General features: G+C 36.8%; 18 protein-coding genes. 8 read left to right on the top strand and 10 right to left on the bottom strand.

Annotation, left to right across the window (positions count from 1 at the left end):
* Nucleotides 1-34 precede the first annotated feature (34 nt).
* Nucleotides 35-388, bottom strand: a complete 354-nt coding sequence (locus H5058_RS01990; protein WP_011328163.1) for a TM2 domain-containing protein — start codon at nucleotides 386-388, stop codon at nucleotides 35-37.
* A 351-nt stretch (nucleotides 389-739) separates the two neighbouring features.
* Here H5058_RS01990 and H5058_RS01995 point away from each other — a divergent pair, with 351 nt between their 5' ends.
* Both H5058_RS01995 and H5058_RS02000 read left to right on the top strand, forming a co-directional pair.
* A complete protein-coding gene (locus H5058_RS01995) occupies nucleotides 740-1,399 on the top strand; it encodes an SCO family protein (protein WP_182676706.1) in 660 nt (219 codons plus the stop codon).
* Nucleotides 1,400-1,683: 284 nt separating this feature from the next.
* Complete coding sequence (locus tag H5058_RS02000; protein ID WP_182676707.1) at nucleotides 1,684-2,937, top strand: YeeE/YedE family protein; 1,254 nt, start codon at nucleotides 1,684-1,686, stop codon at nucleotides 2,935-2,937.
* Between the two features lie 49 nt (nucleotides 2,938-2,986).
* On the opposite strand, the gene H5058_RS02005 is transcribed toward H5058_RS02000, so the two are convergent.
* The 4 genes from H5058_RS02005 to H5058_RS02020 form a co-directional block, all read right to left on the bottom strand.
* Complete coding sequence (locus H5058_RS02005; protein WP_179807063.1) at nucleotides 2,987-3,541, bottom strand: cytochrome b; 555 nt, start codon at nucleotides 3,539-3,541, stop codon at nucleotides 2,987-2,989.
* A 349-nt stretch (nucleotides 3,542-3,890) separates the two neighbouring features.
* Nucleotides 3,891-4,127, bottom strand: coding sequence for a hypothetical protein (locus tag H5058_RS02010; RefSeq protein ID WP_182676708.1), 237 nt, complete (start codon nucleotides 4,125-4,127; stop codon nucleotides 3,891-3,893).
* A complete protein-coding gene (locus H5058_RS02015) occupies nucleotides 4,099-4,701 on the bottom strand; it encodes a hypothetical protein (protein WP_182676709.1) in 603 nt (200 codons plus the stop codon). Before H5058_RS02015 ends, H5058_RS02010 begins: the two co-directional genes overlap by 29 nt.
* A 199-nt stretch (nucleotides 4,702-4,900) precedes the next feature.
* On the bottom strand, nucleotides 4,901-5,374 hold the full coding sequence (locus tag H5058_RS02020) for a hypothetical protein (protein WP_182676710.1): 474 nt from the start codon (nucleotides 5,372-5,374) through the stop codon (nucleotides 4,901-4,903).
* A gap of 260 nt (nucleotides 5,375-5,634) precedes the next feature.
* Here H5058_RS02020 and nirK point away from each other — a divergent pair, with 260 nt between their 5' ends.
* The 3 genes from nirK to H5058_RS02035 are packed head-to-tail and all read left to right on the top strand — an operon-like array spanning nucleotide 5,635 to nucleotide 8,389.
* Nucleotides 5,635-7,038, top strand: coding sequence for a copper-containing nitrite reductase (gene nirK / locus H5058_RS02025; RefSeq protein ID WP_011328157.1), 1,404 nt, complete (start codon nucleotides 5,635-5,637; stop codon nucleotides 7,036-7,038).
* Between the two features lies 1 nt (nucleotide 7,039).
* Nucleotides 7,040-7,798 (top strand): formylglycine-generating enzyme family protein, encoded by a 759-nt coding sequence (locus H5058_RS02030; RefSeq protein WP_182676711.1) that lies wholly within the window; start codon nucleotides 7,040-7,042, stop codon nucleotides 7,796-7,798.
* A gap of 3 nt (nucleotides 7,799-7,801) precedes the next feature.
* The gene (locus H5058_RS02035) at nucleotides 7,802-8,389 is read left to right on the top strand and encodes an SCO family protein (protein WP_182676713.1); all 588 of its coding nucleotides are present in this window, start codon (nucleotides 7,802-7,804) and stop codon (nucleotides 8,387-8,389) included.
* A gap of 414 nt (nucleotides 8,390-8,803) precedes the next feature.
* On the opposite strand, the gene H5058_RS02040 is transcribed toward H5058_RS02035, so the two are convergent.
* The 3 genes from H5058_RS02040 to H5058_RS02050 form a co-directional block, all read right to left on the bottom strand.
* A complete protein-coding gene (locus tag H5058_RS02040; RefSeq protein WP_011328154.1) occupies nucleotides 8,804-9,802 on the bottom strand; it encodes a transposase in 999 nt (332 codons plus the stop codon).
* A gap of 145 nt (nucleotides 9,803-9,947) precedes the next feature.
* The gene (locus H5058_RS02045; protein ID WP_182676715.1) at nucleotides 9,948-10,298 is read right to left on the bottom strand and encodes a hypothetical protein; all 351 of its coding nucleotides are present in this window, start codon (nucleotides 10,296-10,298) and stop codon (nucleotides 9,948-9,950) included.
* Between the two features lie 337 nt (nucleotides 10,299-10,635).
* Nucleotides 10,636-10,950, bottom strand: coding sequence for a DUF6693 family protein (locus tag H5058_RS02050; protein WP_182676717.1), 315 nt, complete (start codon nucleotides 10,948-10,950; stop codon nucleotides 10,636-10,638).
* 520 nt (nucleotides 10,951-11,470) lie between these two features.
* Between H5058_RS02050 and H5058_RS02055 the strand changes: the two genes are divergently transcribed.
* Together H5058_RS02055 and H5058_RS02060 are read left to right on the top strand one after the other, a co-directional pair.
* Nucleotides 11,471-12,445, top strand: coding sequence for a DUF1852 domain-containing protein (locus H5058_RS02055; RefSeq protein ID WP_011328151.1), 975 nt, complete (start codon nucleotides 11,471-11,473; stop codon nucleotides 12,443-12,445).
* A 70-nt stretch (nucleotides 12,446-12,515) separates the two neighbouring features.
* Nucleotides 12,516-13,565: a methionine synthase gene (locus tag H5058_RS02060; RefSeq protein WP_182676719.1), complete on the top strand. Its 1,050-nt coding sequence runs from the start codon at nucleotides 12,516-12,518 to the stop codon at nucleotides 13,563-13,565.
* Nucleotides 13,566-13,688: 123 nt separating this feature from the next.
* Here the strand turns inward: H5058_RS02060 and H5058_RS02065 are convergent, their stop codons facing one another.
* A complete protein-coding gene (locus H5058_RS02065) occupies nucleotides 13,689-14,519 on the bottom strand; it encodes a sulfite exporter TauE/SafE family protein (RefSeq protein WP_089368253.1) in 831 nt (276 codons plus the stop codon).
* A 271-nt stretch (nucleotides 14,520-14,790) separates the two neighbouring features.
* Between H5058_RS02065 and H5058_RS02070 the strand changes: the two genes are divergently transcribed.
* A complete protein-coding gene (locus tag H5058_RS02070; protein WP_182676721.1) occupies nucleotides 14,791-15,675 on the top strand; it encodes a LysR family transcriptional regulator in 885 nt (294 codons plus the stop codon).
* A 441-nt stretch (nucleotides 15,676-16,116) separates the two neighbouring features.
* Here the strand turns inward: H5058_RS02070 and H5058_RS02075 are convergent, their stop codons facing one another.
* Entirely contained in the window at nucleotides 16,117-16,359 is a 243-nt protein-coding gene (locus tag H5058_RS02075; protein WP_182676723.1) for a hypothetical protein, read from the bottom strand.
* Between the last annotated feature and the right edge of the window lie 360 nt (nucleotides 16,360-16,719).

Genomic DNA, 16,719 nt, shown 5'->3' on the forward strand with positions numbered 1-16,719 from the left:
AATATAACCTTTAACCTAGAAGGTCAAACACCTTCTAGTCGTAACCATATTTATTATTAAACGCTTCATCGCTCATGGTTAATAAAATAATAAACTCTACAAATGCAATGATCGCCGGAATAGCTGTCCAAAAGAACAACAGATAAATAAAGCCTAAGCCAATTTGCCCTAAGTAAAACTTATGAACACCAAAACCACCCAAAAATACCGCAAGCAATGCTGCAGCTATTTTACTCTTACCATTGGGCGCAGTACCACCTAATGAATTAGGTTGCGCTGTTTGTCTTACCCCACATTTAGGACAAATTTCTGCTTTTAAACTAATTACGCCTCCACAGTCCGAACAAAACTTTTCGTCTGCACTTTTTAATGTTGCTGCATCACTCATTAATAACTCTCCATTGTTTATAAATATGCTTCATAGCGTAGTTAAGTAAATGTCAGTATATAAATTATTAGTTTTAATTTTTAGATACTTGAAAATATTTAACTGCTAAAAACTTAGCACAATAGGCAAACCACATTCAACAAAAATAAAACAACTATTTTACATTTGGGTTCTTATACATGATTTATATAGTGCAAATAAACGATGTGCAGCTATTAAAACTCGATAGTATCAATAATCAACACTAAATAATGTTAACAAAATTTACATTTAGTTAGTTGTTCTGCATAAACCCTTTTTGCTTAATAGCGCAGCACTAAGTTAATTGTGGTTTTTTAATGGAGTATCAAAATGATAAAATTTAAATCGATAACACTATTTGTTAAAATGTGTACTGTTACGGCATTATTAACCAGCTCAGCCGCTTACTCACTAGGCTTCTCACAAACCTACACACAGGCTTACTTACAAGCCTATGCTCAAGCTTCATCTAAAAATAGCAAACAGGCTCCAGCTCAAAACATTCCTCAAAACTCGATATACCAATTAAATAATACGTGGTTAGATCAAGATGGCCACGAGCGTTTATTAAGTAGCTTTAGTGGTAAAAAGCAAATAGTGAGCCTTATTTACACACATTGTGCGCATACCTGCCCTACTATTGTGTCGACCATGCAAGCTATTGAAAATAAGCTTAGTGATGAAGAAAAAAACAATGTTGGATTTATAGGTGTCTCGCTTACCCCTGATACAGACACCCCGACGGTATTACAAAGCTTTGCCCAAAGCAGAAAACTAAGTGCGCATAATTGGAGCTTATTAACAGGCTCAGCCGATGATGTGCGCAGCTTAGCTGCAGCATTAAACATTAAGTATCAAAATATAGGGAATAGCGAGGTAGAGCACTCTAATATAATGACGGTGCTTGATCAGCAAGGCAGAATCAAGTTTCAAAAAACGGGTGTAATTAGTAATGCAACTTTCACTGCTAAGGAGCTTGCCAACTTTTAAGCTACTCACTATTTCTAAAAACACAAATATAAAACACTTTATTAGCAAATAGAGTGTTTATATTATTTTATAAATGTTTACTTAAAATACCTCCTACCTAAGTCCGCTTTAAATCTCTCATATATTTTTTTAATCAACTACTTCACTTGCTTACAGCATAGAGTATTAATGACGTATATATACCAACAAGTTATAGGGTAGCATTGGACTTATTTGCAGCACAATAGAATAATCCGCCCTTCACTTACAATTCTGCTTTGTATTATTAATTATTAGGTACTTACGTGAATAAAAAACAAGCCATACTAGGTAGCGCTATTGCAATTTTATCTATTTTGTTAGGGGCACTATTTCTCGAAACATCATCACTGTTTTTACGTCTACTGCTAGGCTTAGCTTTGGGTTTTGCCTTAGCGAAAGGTTCAATTGGTTTTGCTGGCAGCATTAATCGCGCATACCGACGTGGCTCAACACAGCTATTGCAAACTCTTATGTTTATGTTTGTTATTACTGCCATTATAAATGCTGGCTTATTAGTAAATACAGATTCAACAAGTTATAACTTATGGGTTAACCCTATTAATTTAGGCCTGATTATTGGTGGCGTAATGTTTGGTGCCGGTATGAGCTTGTCGAGCTGCTGTGCTACCGGCATGATGGTAGAAATGGTAAGCGATGTACCACGCGCACTAACAACATTGGTATTTTTTGGAGCAGGTGTGTTTTTTGGTTTTCCGCTACAAGCAACGCAAAGCTGGATCACGCAAAGTGTAATCTCTACAAGTAGTTATGCTGGGCAAGGTGTTTACCTGCCCGATTTGTTTAGTTGGGGGCCATTAAATGGCTACTTTATTGCTATTTTAGTTACGATTGCTTTTGCTTTAATTGTTGTAGTGCTGGCTAAAATATATGAGAACTACCGACAAAAAAGTGGATCTTATTTAGGGGTTGACGGTGAAATAGCCCGACAAAACCAGTTATTACACAACAGTACACAACAATTTACATTTTTTAGCACCCACACATATAAACGCTGGATAGGAAACATGTGGGAAATGCGCACTTCTGCTTTAGTAATTGCAATTATATTTGGTGTAATGATGGCGTCAACTGGTTCGGGCTGGGGCGCTTCTACCCCTTTTGGCATATGGTTTGGTAAGCTTGTAATGCAACTTGGCATAAGCGCAAACGATATTGCAAACTATACTCTAAGACCCGAAGTAATGTTTACTACAGGCTTTTTTGATCATGCTATTTCGGTACAAAACTTTGCAATAATGTTAGGCACATTAATAGCCGTGCTGCTTATGGGTAAATTTTCGTTTTCATTTAAAATAAACCACTCAGCTAAACAGTTTGCTTTATTTGCACTTGGCGGGCTACTAATGGGGTTTGGTACGCGTTTTGCCAATGGCTGCAATGTAGGTGCATTATTTACCCCTATCGCTAACTTTTCATTGTCAGGTTGGGTTTACCTAATTTTTTTACTGCTTGGTGGAATACTGGGTAATAAGCTGCAACATGCTGTTATTAAATAATACCTTTTATAATTAAAATGCCGACTTAAATTATAAGTCGGCATTTTTACTAACCGTTATTTTTAAACAGTATACGTTTAAGTGTATTGTCTTTAATAATATAATGATGCAGAAGTGCTGCGCTGGCATGTAATGCAATTAAGTAATAACCAAGTACGCCCGTTGTTTCGTGTAGGTATTTAATTTGTTTTGCCAGATCAGTGTTTTTTGCCGCTAATGCGGGTAATTCAAAACCATAAAAAGGGATTGGCGCATCAAATAAACTCAGCATAAACCAACCTGCCAAAGGCATTGCAAACATAAAAGCATAAAGTGCAATGTGCGTAATACTAGCCGCCATGGTTTGCCATTTTGCTGGACTGGGCGTTATTAATGGTTTAGAACCACTTTTTAAACGAATAAATAGCCGAATAGTAACAAGCAATAAAACTGATAACCCCAGCATAAAATGCCACATTTTAAATAAATCGCGAGTTTCTGTGCCCTTATCAAATAAAACCCGTAGTTCAATAGATGCATACACAGCAATTAATACTAATAACATTAGCCAGTGCAGGATTATTGAGAGTTTATTGTAATGGGTAGATGTGTTTTTTATAGCCATAAAACCTCTAAAAATCTAAGAAATAAATGCGCTCTTTACTTCTCAAGCACACCGTACTTAACCTGAACTCTGGTTAAGAGATTTACTAACATATTGAATCATCGTTATATTTAATTTTATTTTCTCTAGCCAGAGGTTTTTAGTGAAAACAAGGCGAATTTACGCGTCAATAGCTGGCCTATTGCAAGTAAATTCAACGCAGTTAGCGCTGAAAACAGCTGCTTGAGATAAGTTTATTATCCGGAGCTCAGGTTACTTAAGAAGTTTAGCGCGTTTAAAACTTTTACAGTGTTTAAAGTAAGCTTTTAATGATCTAGCACAATGACTATTTAACTTATATTTATCGGCGCTATCTGTATTGATAACTTAAACCAAGACCCGCCCAAAATACATCTTGTAATAATTCATCGTCGGCATAGCGGTTTGAATCTTTATTAATAGCAAAACTATAGTTACTATATGCGTATAACTGCATGTTTTTTATTACTGAGTAAGATAAATTCGCACTAAATTGCACATGATTTGCACCATTATGCCCATCGGCCACATACCCTGAATTAAAGCCAACACTGGTTTTTAAAATCAAGCTGTAATACGGGCGTTAATTGATAATGTTTATTTAGCGCAACATCTAAAAAAGCACCTTGTGCATCAAATGAATAATATAAACTACTTATAAGCTGAACCTGCTGTGCAAAAGAGTAAATAAGCTCAAGGCTAACCTCATTATCGTAAGCGTTACTGCTTTCTTCGCGCGAGGCAATTGCACTATACCCACTTAATAGCTCAAGGTTTTTTGATAATACCGTTGCGTATATTATATTTAAATTCACTTCTGAATAATCGGTATTAATGCCTTTAGCAAACCAAGGAATAATTATGAAATTTTCATAATTTAGCTCTGTAGATACTGAGGTAATCCCTTTATTTGCTAAGTTATCACGCCCTTCAGTAACATAGCGGTTTTCCCAGTAGGAATGAATGTGCCAGTCGTAGCTGTTATTAGGTTCAATGTTAGTTAACGTCTCAACTTTTATATGACCCGCCGCATCTGCTGAAACATTTTGCACAGCACTATACTCTTGCGTAGTTTGCGCTAAAGCAAGGGAACTAAAACAGGCACTAAACGCAAATAAAAAACCGACAATACATAACTTCATTAATAACCTAAATTTTCATAGTAGTATTTAGCTCAGTTACTGAGCTAAAAAGGTCGGCTATACTACTACTCGAATAGGTAAATGAGCAATAAATTTTGTTAACTTTATTAGTTAAATAAAATCACTGCAACTAAGGCTCGCTGCAGTGTTAAAAATACGGGATATAAGGTAGGTAATTTAAAGTTTTATGAAGGTGTTACTAAACCTCTTCGCATTCCCAGCTTGGCTTTTCAAATTTAAACACTGCTAATCCTAAAACCGCTATCATTATTGCAAAAGCTAACCAAGATGATAAAAACTGTGCTGCAAAAAACCAACCCACTGCAGCGGCAATAACACTAATAACAAGCTGAGCCATAAGCGGAACTTTACCTTTGGTACCGTAAGTAAGTTTATAAGCTTTAACTAATTCATCAGCCACAAAAAACTCACAAAGTGTCACGTTTTTAGTTAAACCGTGGGCTTTTAGCCTAATTTTGGCCGGGTTGCCATTTATTTCAAACTGATGACTAGAGCTAAACTTAAAGTTTTGTGCTTCGCTAACTATCTCACCGTTAACTTTTACAACTTCTTTTCCCGATACGGGCGAGCAGTAATAAGTAACTTCTACGTCATCACTGTAAAACTTAAAATGCATTCCACTTTTGGCCGAAACCTCTACTTTATTTGTCATCATCATCATCCTTATTGATATAAGTTTAATTATATAGTTTCCAAAGAAAGTTAAAAGCATGCTTACAACAATAAATCGTTAACTCACTCATAAAAAGCTATACCTCAATAAAAACAAACAATAGATTTAAAATCAAACTCGTTAACATTGCTGATCAGTACTAAACTTTTGCTCATCGGCAGTTAATTGATCTGTATCAAGTCATTTTTGCACTTAAGCGCAATACTAAGTTAATCGTCATTTATAATGGAAAATATAAAATGAAAATACAACCTAATAAGCACACCCTATGGCTCCCTCTAATAGCTATTTTATTTAGTGGTAACCTACTTGCTGCCAGTAATTTAAAAACTGAACAAGCAATACTAACGCCTCCTCCTATGGTGCCGCCCGCCATTAATAGAGATCACAGTGCAAAAGTAGTTATCAACCTAGAAACAAGAGAACAAGTAGGGAGAATTGCCGATGGCGTTGAATATGTATTTTGGTCATTTGGTGAAACCGTACCTGGGAGCTTTATTCGAGTTAGAGAAGGTGATGAAATTGAGTTTAACCTCTCAAATCACCCTAGCTCAAAAATGCCGCACAATATTGACTTACATGCGGTAACAGGCCCAGGTGGTGGCGCGGAATCGTCATTTACGGCCCCAGGACACACCTCAACATTTAATTTTAAAGCACTTAATCCTGGGCTTTATATTTATCATTGCGCCACGGCTCCTGTTGGTATGCACATAGCCAATGGCATGTATGGCTTAATTTTAGTTGAACCAAAAGAAGGCCTTGCGCCCGTAGACCGAGAGTATTATTTAGTACAAGGGGATTTTTATACTAAAGGTGAATTTGGTGAAGCTGGCTTGCAACCTTTTGATATGGCAAAAGCAATAGATGAAGACGCCGACTACGTAGTATTTAATGGCTCAGTAGGCAGTACCACAGATGAAAACTCTTTAACCGCTAAAGTAGGTGAAACAGTTCGATTATATATTGGTAATGGTGGCCCTAACTTGGTTTCTTCTTTTCATGTAATAGGCGAAATTTTTGATACCGTTTATGTAGAAGGCGGCAGTTTAAAAAATCACAACGTACAAACCACATTGATCCCCGCTGGCGGCGCTGCCATTGTGGAATTTAAAGTAGAAGTACCGGGCACTTTTATTTTGGTTGATCATTCTATTTTTAGAGCATTTAACAAAGGTGCACTCGCAATGCTAAAAGTAGAAGGTCCTGACGACCATTCTATTTTTACAGGCAAAACAGCTGAAAACGTATATTTACCAGAAGGCTCAGCAATACAGTCGTTAGACAATACTTTTACTAAAATAACAGCCAACAATAAAGATGAACAAATACGTTTCGGCCAACGTGTTTATGAAGCTAACTGTATGGCTTGCCATCAAGCTAATGGCGAAGGTATTCCCGGAGCATTCCCGCCTTTAGCAAAGTCTGATTATTTGAACAACAACCCACTTTTAGGTGTTAATGCGATTATTAAAGGCTTATCGGGTCCGATTAAAGTTAATAACGTTAACTACAACGGCGTAATGCCAGCAATGAACCTAAATGACGAAGATATTGCCAATGTTATTACCTTTGTACTAAATAACTGGGATAACGCCGGCGGAAAAGTCTCTGCTGAACAAGTTGCTAAGCAGCGCAAGTAACATGATTTTTTCTTTATTAACGATGACACTGACACTGGCAGAGCCTCCTAAAATGGTAGCGCTGCCCGCGGGTAACTACAGGCCGCTTTATATGAATAAAAACAGCCCACAAACATTTGTGGGCGCTTTTAGCATAGATGTTATGCCTGTGACTAACGCGCAATATTTAACGTTTGTAATAAATAACCCTCGTTGGCAGTCGCAGCAAATACCTAGCATATTTGCAGAGGCTCAATATTTACAACATTGGCAACAAAATCTAACTCCAAAGCAGCCGTCACAAGGGCAATTAAACAGCCCTGTAGTTAACGTATCGTGGTTTGCAGCCCAAGCTTATTGCCATTCACTTAATAAAAGCTTACCCACGGTTGCTCAGTGGGAACGTGTTGCCAGTGCCAGTGCAACCCAGCCCAATGGCAGCCTAGAGAAAAGCTATAACCAACGTATTTTACAATGGTATAGCCGCCCTAGTAGCAAACAGCTCCCCGAGGTTGGTACTAACCCAGCAAACTATTGGGGAGCACAAGACTTACACGGCTTAATTTGGGAATGGACAGAGGATTTTAACTCCGCTTTGGTCAGCGGCGAGTCCCGTGGTGATAGTGATATAAATCAAAAATTATTTTGCGCCGCAGGAGCACAAGGCGCTGCTGATCCCAGTGATTATGCCGCATTTATGCGCTTTGGCTTTCGATCTAGTTTGCAGGCCAAATATACTTTACCCAATTTAGGGTTTCGCTGTGCGAAATCAAAGGAATAAAAAATGATAAAATATAACCCAGCTATTATTTCTAATAATATAACACTCAAAATATTAGGGCTGATATGCATGCTTGCCAGCTCATACGCTTACTCGCAAAATATACCACAAAACTCTGTTTATCAGCTTAACAGTACATGGTTAGATCAAGACGCTACTAAACGTACTTTAAGTAGCTTTAGCGGTAAAAAACAAGTCATAAGCCTTATTTATACACACTGCTTACATACCTGCCCTACTATTGTTTCTACCATGCAAGCCATTGAAAATAAGCTGAGTGAGACTGAAAAACAAGACGTAGGTTTTATTTTAGTCTCGTTAACGCCCGACACAGATACACCTGCAGTACTAAAAGAATTTGCACAAAGCCGAAAATTAAATTTACAAAACTGGAGTTTATTAACCGGCACACCACAAGACGTTCGTAGTTTAGCCATGGTATTAAATATAAAGTTTCAAAACATAGACAACAATGAAGTTAATCACTCCAACTTAATGACAGGTTTAGACGAGCAAGGACGTATTAAGTTTCAAGAACTTGGAGTAATAAATAACGCAGCAATAGCCGCTGAAAAGCTCGCAAATTTTTAAAGCACGCTACCCTTAACTAAGCTATACAATGAATAAACACTCGCACAAAAGCAGAGTGTTTATTTAATTTCAAAAATTTTAATATGGGACAGGCATTTAATTTTTATTAAAAAGCAAATGCACAGTTTATTTATTATTTACTCCAGTGTATGGCTTTCATTGAATTACAACAGTTAAAGTTTATTCGATTTTAGGGAGATTTTAACGAGAGTTAGGGGCTTACACTTCATATGATGGATATTTGCTAACTTAAGCTGACACAGATCTATTAACGACCTCAAATCATTGTTGTTTAGTTATTTAAGTAATCACACCAACTGCTTACTTCCGCCAAAACAATAAGAGTAAATTTTACTGGTTAGAACAAAAAAACAGCGGATGCTCGTATTTATTTTGCATTAAATAACTTACAGATTAACCAACACCTTTGTACCACTTAGCTTGGTTCTGCGCAGCTAAATTCATTAACCTTACTTTACTCCCTGCAAAGTTTGCATATTGCCTACGAAAATGCTGAATTGCGTTTAGCCACTCAGCCTCTTCTATATTTAATTTGGCTAATATATTGGGTACATTTTTACTTACTTCCCGTTGTTTATTGCAAGTAAAATAACGACTACTCCAACTTACTAACTCTAAATAGTCTATTAATCTAAATGGGATCGTGTCTGGTTCTGCATTACTACCCAATTTAAGTAATTGCATTGGCTGGCTTTTGTGCTCAAAAAGCTCTGATTTTTGTGCAGGTTGTTTACTATTTTTTGGCGTGTTTTTATATTTATGGATACGCTCTTGAATTGATGTGAAATCACTGTTTTCAAGTTCTGTAGCTATTTTCGCTCTAATTGGATTCAAATCAACATACGCCATACAACTTAAAATAGCCTTATCATCTAATAGTGCTTGGGATTTATAACGCCCTTCCCAGTATTTTCCTGTGCAGTTATCTTCTTTATTTGCTTGCCTGGCAATATATTCATTAAGATTTTTCATATACCAGCTAATATCATAAAGTCGTGCTCGCCATGTTGCTATAATTTCACTAAAAATATATAAGCTAGCCTCATTTAATTTCTCGCCATTTAAAAAGCGTTCAACCAAAGAGTCTCCTTGCTTATATAACTTATACCAACGCCTTATAACCTCTTCAACAGACCAATCAAGCGCTTTGTTTTTATTTACTTTAACCACAACATGATAATGATTACTCATAATAGCGTAAGCAGCTATATCAATGGCAAATACATCGCTCAGTAATTTCATCCGCTTAACAAGCCACTCCCTACGGTGGTCAAAGTTTTTGCCTGAGTATTTATCATCGCCACACAAAAAAGCACGGCGAACACAACGCGCAATTAGGTGGTAATAAGGTGTTGCTGATAAATCTATGAGTGATTTTCTGGCACGGGTCATGTTTAGCACTCTGTTTTTACATGTATATATAAACAGTAGTTCAAAGCGAGGGAATTACCATTTTTTATGCCTGTCCACTATTATATTTAAAGTTTAAATGATTTTTATGCCTGTCCCTTATTCGAAGAGGAGATAGTAATAAGCCTTATGTTTCTGCCAAAATATCGCCATCAACAAGGTGAACATTGGTGGTGTAATAAGCTTGGCTGTATTCTATATTTAACGAAAAATACACGCTTTGTTTAAGGTGTTTTTTTATAGATGCCTCTAGCTCAGTACTTAATGCTAATGTAAATTCTTTATTTCGGTGAGCCTTAGTTAATAACGATATTGTAATGAGAATATGTGAGTGTTTATATTCTAAGCATGGGTAAGCTCTTGACTTACATACCCCAGCACTGGCGTCTTTGTTATTTATAATCTGCTCTATAACATCAAAAACTGCTTTTGTGTTTATTTTTAAGTTATCTGAATATTTTATTTCTACGTGTGGCATAAATATATGTTCCTGAGCGTATAACGCTTGGTTAATAATAAATCACTGCGTTTGAGTGCAACAATCAACAGTAACTTACCTAATGAGTTTATTCCGCTTGAGCCTGTAATACAGCGTGCTGTATATCTACATAGCATTATTTAAAATTAAACTTTGTTTATAAAACTTCTGTTTTTAAGCATTATAAGGTGCTTACTTATTATGGGGTTAGCTCCTTTATTCGTTTTATGGTATTTACCCTCAACTTTTTTACTTAAAACAAAAAAGCATAACCCTATTAAAGTTATGCTTTTTAATTTAGTTTGTTTAATAAACGAATGCGCCGTATAAAGGCTAATTACTCAATAGTTGTATTATTTAAAGAGTAGTTCCACACCTTATAAAAATAAAAGGCATAACCAAGGCCAAGGGTAAGTATTGAAATTATAATCCAAAGAATTACATGGCCAATGCTGCCAAAAATATCTGTATTACAAACCATTTTTCTTGCATTACCGTGTTCGTCAATTAACTCAGAGCGATTCAAAATAAACTTAGAGAACGAATAAGGAAAAAAGAACGCGCCTATACCAAACGTTATTAGTATTAAAATAAACCACAGTATTAAATGCCCTAAAATATCTATAGTTCCTACATTTGCTTGAATCTTCATATTTAATCCTTGATATGATTTTACTTAACGAGTGTTAAAACCTACTCGCTTTAATTTATTGTTATTACTAAATAAACCATAGCCGAGTTCCTATTTCAGTTCAATTATTTACATAAAACAAAAAGAAGTTTATTTACTTATAAGCAGCTACTACATACTTTTGCTTAGCTTTATTAGATTAAATAAACATTATTTCACTTAACTTATTCCTCCTCAAAAATGCACCTCACAAACCTACAGCCACGCTAATAAACGCAGCAAAACTAGCGATAAAAGAAATCAATGAGAATCCCTCATATATAAATGAAATTAAATCAATTTTATTCATAATAATAACAACGTATAAAATACATTCTTGCTTTTACCTTTAGCCGCACTGCACTTGGTTGCAATTAAGCCTTTAGGTAAAAATAAAAAATACTGTGGTGACTACTGACAGGGAAATCTGAAGATATTACCGAAAACCTCAGAAGTTAAACAAAAAATTCAGCTTTAATTATATAAATGGATACCAAAAATCATGAAAAAAGACTTTAAATTTACTATTAAGAGCACTTCTCTTGATGAAAGTTATCAGCCATCTAACGATACGCGCCTTACAACCAACTTTGCTAACTTGGCAAGAGGAAAATACCGCCAAGCTAATTTGCGCAACGCGTTAAAAATGATTGATAACCGCTTTAATGCTTTAGCGAATTGGGATAACGCTAAAGGAGATCGTTACTCTGTCGAACTCGAGATTATTTCTGTAGATTTAGATATTAAAGGCAGTGGTAATACTTTTCCATCAATAGAAATATTAAAAACAATTATTGTTGATCATAAAACTAATAAACGCATTGAAGGCATTGTAGGTAATAACTTTTCCTCTTATGTGCGCGATTATGACTTTAGCGTATTGCTGCAAAATCATAATAAAAATCAACCTAAATTTAGTATCCCAGATAACTTTGGTGAGCTGCACGGCAAGCTGTTTCAGCATTTTGTTAACTCAAGTACTTACAGACTAAATTTTAATAAACTACCTGTAATATGTATTAGTGTATCTGATAACAAAACGTATCATCAAACTCAAAACCAGCACCCTATTTTAGGCGTTGAATACCTGCCAAATGAGTCATCTTTAACCGAGCAATATTTCAAAAAAATGGGCTTGCAGGTACGTTATTTTATGCCACCAAACAGTGTAGCGCCTTTAGCATTTTTCTTTTTTGGTGACTTACTTAATGATTACACTAACCTTGAACTTATAAGCACTATTTGTACCATGGAAACATTTCAGAAAATCTATCGACCTGAAATTTACAATGCAAATGCACCTGCAGGAAAGTCTTATCAACCAAATTTGAACAACCAAGATCATTCATTAACGCAAATTGTTTATGATCGAGAAGAGCGTAGCCAAATGGCCAGCCAGCAGGGAAAATTTACCGAAGAGCACCTAATTAAGCCATACCAAACTGTGCTTGAACAATTCTCTGCCAATTACGTTTAAAAGCGGCGCTTAACAGTTTCGCTCAATAGCTAGGTTCAATTATAACTTTAAATATACGGCACTATTTATCATGAAAACACTTATTAGCAATACACTATTACCTACGTCAACTGCGGGCAGTTTGCCTAAACCGGTTTGGCTTGCACAACCACAAACACTTTGGTCGCCTTGGAAATTACAAGACGATGAACTAATTGAAGGTAAGCAAGACGCCCTTCGCTTGTCATTACACGATCAGCAACAAGCAGGCATTGATATTGTCAGTGATGGCGAGCAAACCAGGCAACACTTTGTTACCACCTTTATTGAGCACCTCAACGGTGTTGATTTTGAAAAGCGTAAAACCGTTAAAATTCGCGATAGGTACGATGCAAGTGTACCAACGGTTGTTGGCCCTGTTAGTCGACAAAAGCCGGTTTTTGTTGAAGATGCTAAATTTTTACGCCAGCAAACTAACCAGCCAATAAAATGGGCTTTGCCAGGCCCAATGACAATGATAGATACCCTTTATGACGATCATTATAAAAGTCGCGAAAAACTTGCGTGGGAATTTGCCATAATTCTTAATCAAGAGGCCAAAGAGTTAGAAGCTGCAGGGGTAAATATTATCCAATTTGATGAACCAGCATTTAATGTATTTTTTGATGAAGTTAATGACTGGGGTATTGCCTGTTTAGAGCGCGCAATTGAAGGACTAAAATGCGAAACCGCGGTGCATATTTGCTACGGCTACGGCATTAAAGCCAATACCGATTGGAAAAAAACATTAGGCTCAGAATGGCGCCAATACGAAGAAGCGTTCCCTAAATTACAGCAATCGAATATAGATATTATTTCGCTAGAATGTCATAACTCTCATGTACCAATGGAGCTACTTGAACTTATTCGCGGCAAAAAAGTGATGGTAGGCGCTATTGATGTAGCAACCGACACCATAGAAACACCCGAAGAAGTTGCTAATACCCTGCGCGAAGCGCTTAAATATGTTGATGCCGACAAGCTCTACCCTTGTACCAACTGTGGTATGGCTCCTTTAGCGCGTAATGTAGCAAACGCTAAGTTAAATGCCTTAAGTGCAGGAGCAGAAATAATCCGCAAAGAACTAGCTAACAAACGTTAGTCCAATAAATCTGCATAATCTAACTAGTATTAGCACTTCAATATAGTTTTATAAAAGAATGCCCGGTATAGAGCTCCTATGCCGGGCATTCTTTTTTAAACAAACAATAACTAAATTAAAAACCTATAAAAACACTTGCGCTAACATACGTAAACCAGTAATTAATAGTACACAAGCAAATACCTTCTTCAGTTTACCTGCATCTAATTTTGCAGCTAACGACGCCCCTACAGGCGCAAACAACACAGTTAGCGGTACAATACACGCAAAGCCAAATAAGTTAACCAAACCAAAGGTACCCGCTGGCGCATCAATTGGCGTACTGCCCAATATCAACATAGTTAGCGCACCAGGCAATGAAATAATTAACCCAATTGCTGCAGCTGTACCAACAGCCTTATGAGCAGGATAGTTATATAAAGTAAGTAATGGCACCGAAATAGTGCCGCCACCAATTCCCACCATAGAGCTTAAAAAGCCAATAAATGCGCCCATAACACTTTGCCCTACTTTACCAGGTAGTTTTTGATACAACGCCGACTTGCCCGTTCTAAACAGCATATTAAGTGCAGATAACAGCGCTATTGCCCCAAACAATACCGTAAGCAACTTGCCATCAACCCGAGTAACTAACCAGCTACCCAGCAATACACCTATAAGAATAAATGCAGCCCAACGTTTTAAAAGGTCAAAGTCCACATTGCCTTTTTTATTGTGAGACCTAATTGAACTAATAGATGTAGGCACTATGGTTGCCAAAGACGTGGCTGTTGCAATTAACATTGCAGATTCTGGCGATACCCCAAAGCTCTGAAACAAAAAAAACAACACAGGCACAATTACAATTCCACCGCCCACACCGAGTAAGCCTGCTAAAATACCAGCAAATACGCCTGTGGCTACCAGTGCCAACAAAGTAGATATATTACTTGTTATAAATTCAATGATATTCATTAATTATTACTTCTATTTTTAATCATAACAAAGACCTTTCAGTCAATTTACGAGGTAATTACAGCCCCTGCTTTTAGGTTTTTAAATAAAACAATTACGTTAGCATGCTCTACAAACTCAGCTCTCGCTAAGTTTAATATAACGTATTGTTATAATTAGTTATTCCCACCTTAATAGTAAATAAACTTGTTTGCTTGATAAAATGATATAATTTCATCAACCAATGAATATCAGTCATCATTAAAGCTAAATTATAGATAGGAGTTAACTTGTGCTGGAAAGGATCCACTTAGAAATACTAACCGCCATAAAAGAACATGGAACCCTAACTAAGGCAGCAAATTCGTTGTACTTATCGCAATCGGCACTCAGTCACAGTATTAAAAAACTAGAAGGCCAAGTTGGTACGCCAATATGGAAAAAAGACGGTCGAAATTTGCGCCTTACAGCGGCTGGTGAGCATATTCAAACACTGGCAAACAGAGTATTACCGCAATTTGTACACACTGAGTTATTACTAAATCAAATTGCCAAAGGTGAACTAGGCTCGCTACGTATTGGCATGGAGTGCCATCCTTGTTACCAATGGTTGCTTAGAGTAATTGAGCCCTATTTAGAGCACTGGCCAGACATAGACATTGACGTAAAGCAGGAGTTTCAGTTTGGCGCCTTAGGTGCATTACTAAGCTACGAAATTGACGTACTAATAACTCCCGATCCACTCTTTAAACCTAAAATAAGCTACATACCTGTGTTTAACTACGAACACAGACTCGTAGTTGCTAAATCCCATAAACTTGCAACACAAGAGTTTGTATTACCCGAGCAGCTAAGCGAAGAAGTATTGTTTAGTTACCCTGTAGAGCCGCTAAGGCTTGATATTTTTAGCCAGTTTCTTAATCCAGCAAAGTGCTCAGTAAAAAAACACAAAACCATTGAAACAACCGAAATCATGCTACAAATGGTCGCTGCGGGTCGCGGCATTTGTGCTTTACCAGGCTGGCTAATAGACGAGTATTCTAAAACTATGCCTATCAAAAGCCTAAGGTTTGGGGAGCAAGGTATTAACAAACAAATATTTGTAGGTATTCGTAACAACGAGCAGCATATAGACTACTTAAATGACTTTATTGCCCAAGCAAAAAAAACAACATAACCAAATAAAATGCACAGTGTGGGCCCATTGGCGCGCTATCCTACCCGCATGTTTAGTACAAACCCAGCTGTGCAGGCTGGGGTTTTGTAAATAGCAGATTGAATTCAGCACATTGTATTTTAAGTAACAAAGCCAAAAGTAAACCACATAACAGCATTATTAGATCACTGGCATTTAAATGGATAAGGATTGTATTTAGGTGTTAGAAAGGGACAGGCAATATTTTATGCCTGTCCTTTTATTTTAGCTAAACTAGAAAAACCTTTGAACTCGACTGGCTCTAGTTTTTCAAATACGTCAGCTTGTTCTTCTATTTTGTAGAGCATTTCAACATTCCTTTGAGTACATAACGCCTCATTCAGAGGCAAAAAATTGCTGGCTATAATGTTGAGAAACGAAAATAGCTAACTTTTTTTATCCTTATTTAACAGTTTGTTATGTTTAACTACCACCAGAATCTTGATTATTATCAGGTAAATCATTGCAAACAGTACAATTAATGTTTTTGCGATAATTGTAGAAACGCCTAATAGCAAAAATGGTTACCGATACCCAAGCCCACAAAATACCAAATTCAATAGAGTATTCTAGACTTCTGCCTTTTAAGTATTGAACACTTGTCAGCAGAGAAAAAACAATTGGTAGAGCTATAGCGTATTGAACAATCCATTTTTTTATTGGCATAAATATTCCATTAACACTCTGAGCTTAAAGTAAAACTAACGCTTAGCTAACAGGCGCAGAGTTTTTTGTGTACGCCCGTCATGGGCATCAACTTATAACGTGAATGCCCTCTGAAGGAAGATCACCGTTTAAATAACATACTGTTATTTAACGATAACCACCAGCGAATGGCAAGGGCTAAATCGCGAGAGATAGTCTAGAGGAAGCCGCTAGCAAATCTGTGAGCTGATGAACTAAAACATCATATGAGGCGTAGGCTGGAGACGAGCTAGCACAAGATAGCGAAGTCATGTGATCTAACGGCCACCGTAAATGATGCAGTTGTGCAGAGAAAGTCGATGCACCTTATTCGGGGAGATC

It is taken from the genome of Pseudoalteromonas sp. SR45-4, assembly GCF_014163535.1.
In the GTDB taxonomy this organism is placed as follows: Bacteria; Pseudomonadota; Gammaproteobacteria; order Enterobacterales; family Alteromonadaceae; genus Pseudoalteromonas; species Pseudoalteromonas nigrifaciens.

What these genes read in the sequence shown, in the direction of transcription:
- H5058_RS02030 (WP_182676711.1), top strand. Translation starts at nt 7,040, where the DNA reads ATGATTTTTTCTTTATTAACGATGACACTGACACTGGCAGAGCCTCCT.
- H5058_RS02075 (WP_182676723.1), bottom strand. Translation starts at nt 16,359, where the DNA reads ATGCCAATAAAAAAATGGATTGTTCAATACGCTATAGCTCTACCAATT.
- H5058_RS02045 (WP_182676715.1), bottom strand. Translation starts at nt 10,298, where the DNA reads ATGCCACACGTAGAAATAAAATATTCAGATAACTTAAAAATAAACACA.
- H5058_RS01990 (WP_011328163.1), bottom strand. Translation starts at nt 388, where the DNA reads ATGAGTGATGCAGCAACATTAAAAAGTGCAGACGAAAAGTTTTGTTCG.
- H5058_RS02020 (WP_182676710.1), bottom strand. Translation starts at nt 5,374, where the DNA reads ATGACAAATAAAGTAGAGGTTTCGGCCAAAAGTGGAATGCATTTTAAG.
- H5058_RS02055 (WP_011328151.1), top strand. Translation starts at nt 11,471, where the DNA reads ATGAAAAAAGACTTTAAATTTACTATTAAGAGCACTTCTCTTGATGAA.
- H5058_RS02060 (WP_182676719.1), top strand. Translation starts at nt 12,516, where the DNA reads ATGAAAACACTTATTAGCAATACACTATTACCTACGTCAACTGCGGGC.
- H5058_RS01995 (WP_182676706.1), top strand. Translation starts at nt 740, where the DNA reads ATGATAAAATTTAAATCGATAACACTATTTGTTAAAATGTGTACTGTT.
- H5058_RS02005 (WP_179807063.1), bottom strand. Translation starts at nt 3,541, where the DNA reads ATGGCTATAAAAAACACATCTACCCATTACAATAAACTCTCAATAATC.
- H5058_RS02040 (WP_011328154.1), bottom strand. Translation starts at nt 9,802, where the DNA reads ATGACCCGTGCCAGAAAATCACTCATAGATTTATCAGCAACACCTTAT.
- H5058_RS02065 (WP_089368253.1), bottom strand. Translation starts at nt 14,519, where the DNA reads ATGAATATCATTGAATTTATAACAAGTAATATATCTACTTTGTTGGCA.
- H5058_RS02035 (WP_182676713.1), top strand. Translation starts at nt 7,802, where the DNA reads ATGATAAAATATAACCCAGCTATTATTTCTAATAATATAACACTCAAA.
- H5058_RS02015 (WP_182676709.1), bottom strand. Translation starts at nt 4,701, where the DNA reads ATGAAGTTATGTATTGTCGGTTTTTTATTTGCGTTTAGTGCCTGTTTT.
- H5058_RS02050 (WP_182676717.1), bottom strand. Translation starts at nt 10,950, where the DNA reads ATGAAGATTCAAGCAAATGTAGGAACTATAGATATTTTAGGGCATTTA.
- nirK (WP_011328157.1), top strand. Translation starts at nt 5,635, where the DNA reads ATGAAAATACAACCTAATAAGCACACCCTATGGCTCCCTCTAATAGCT.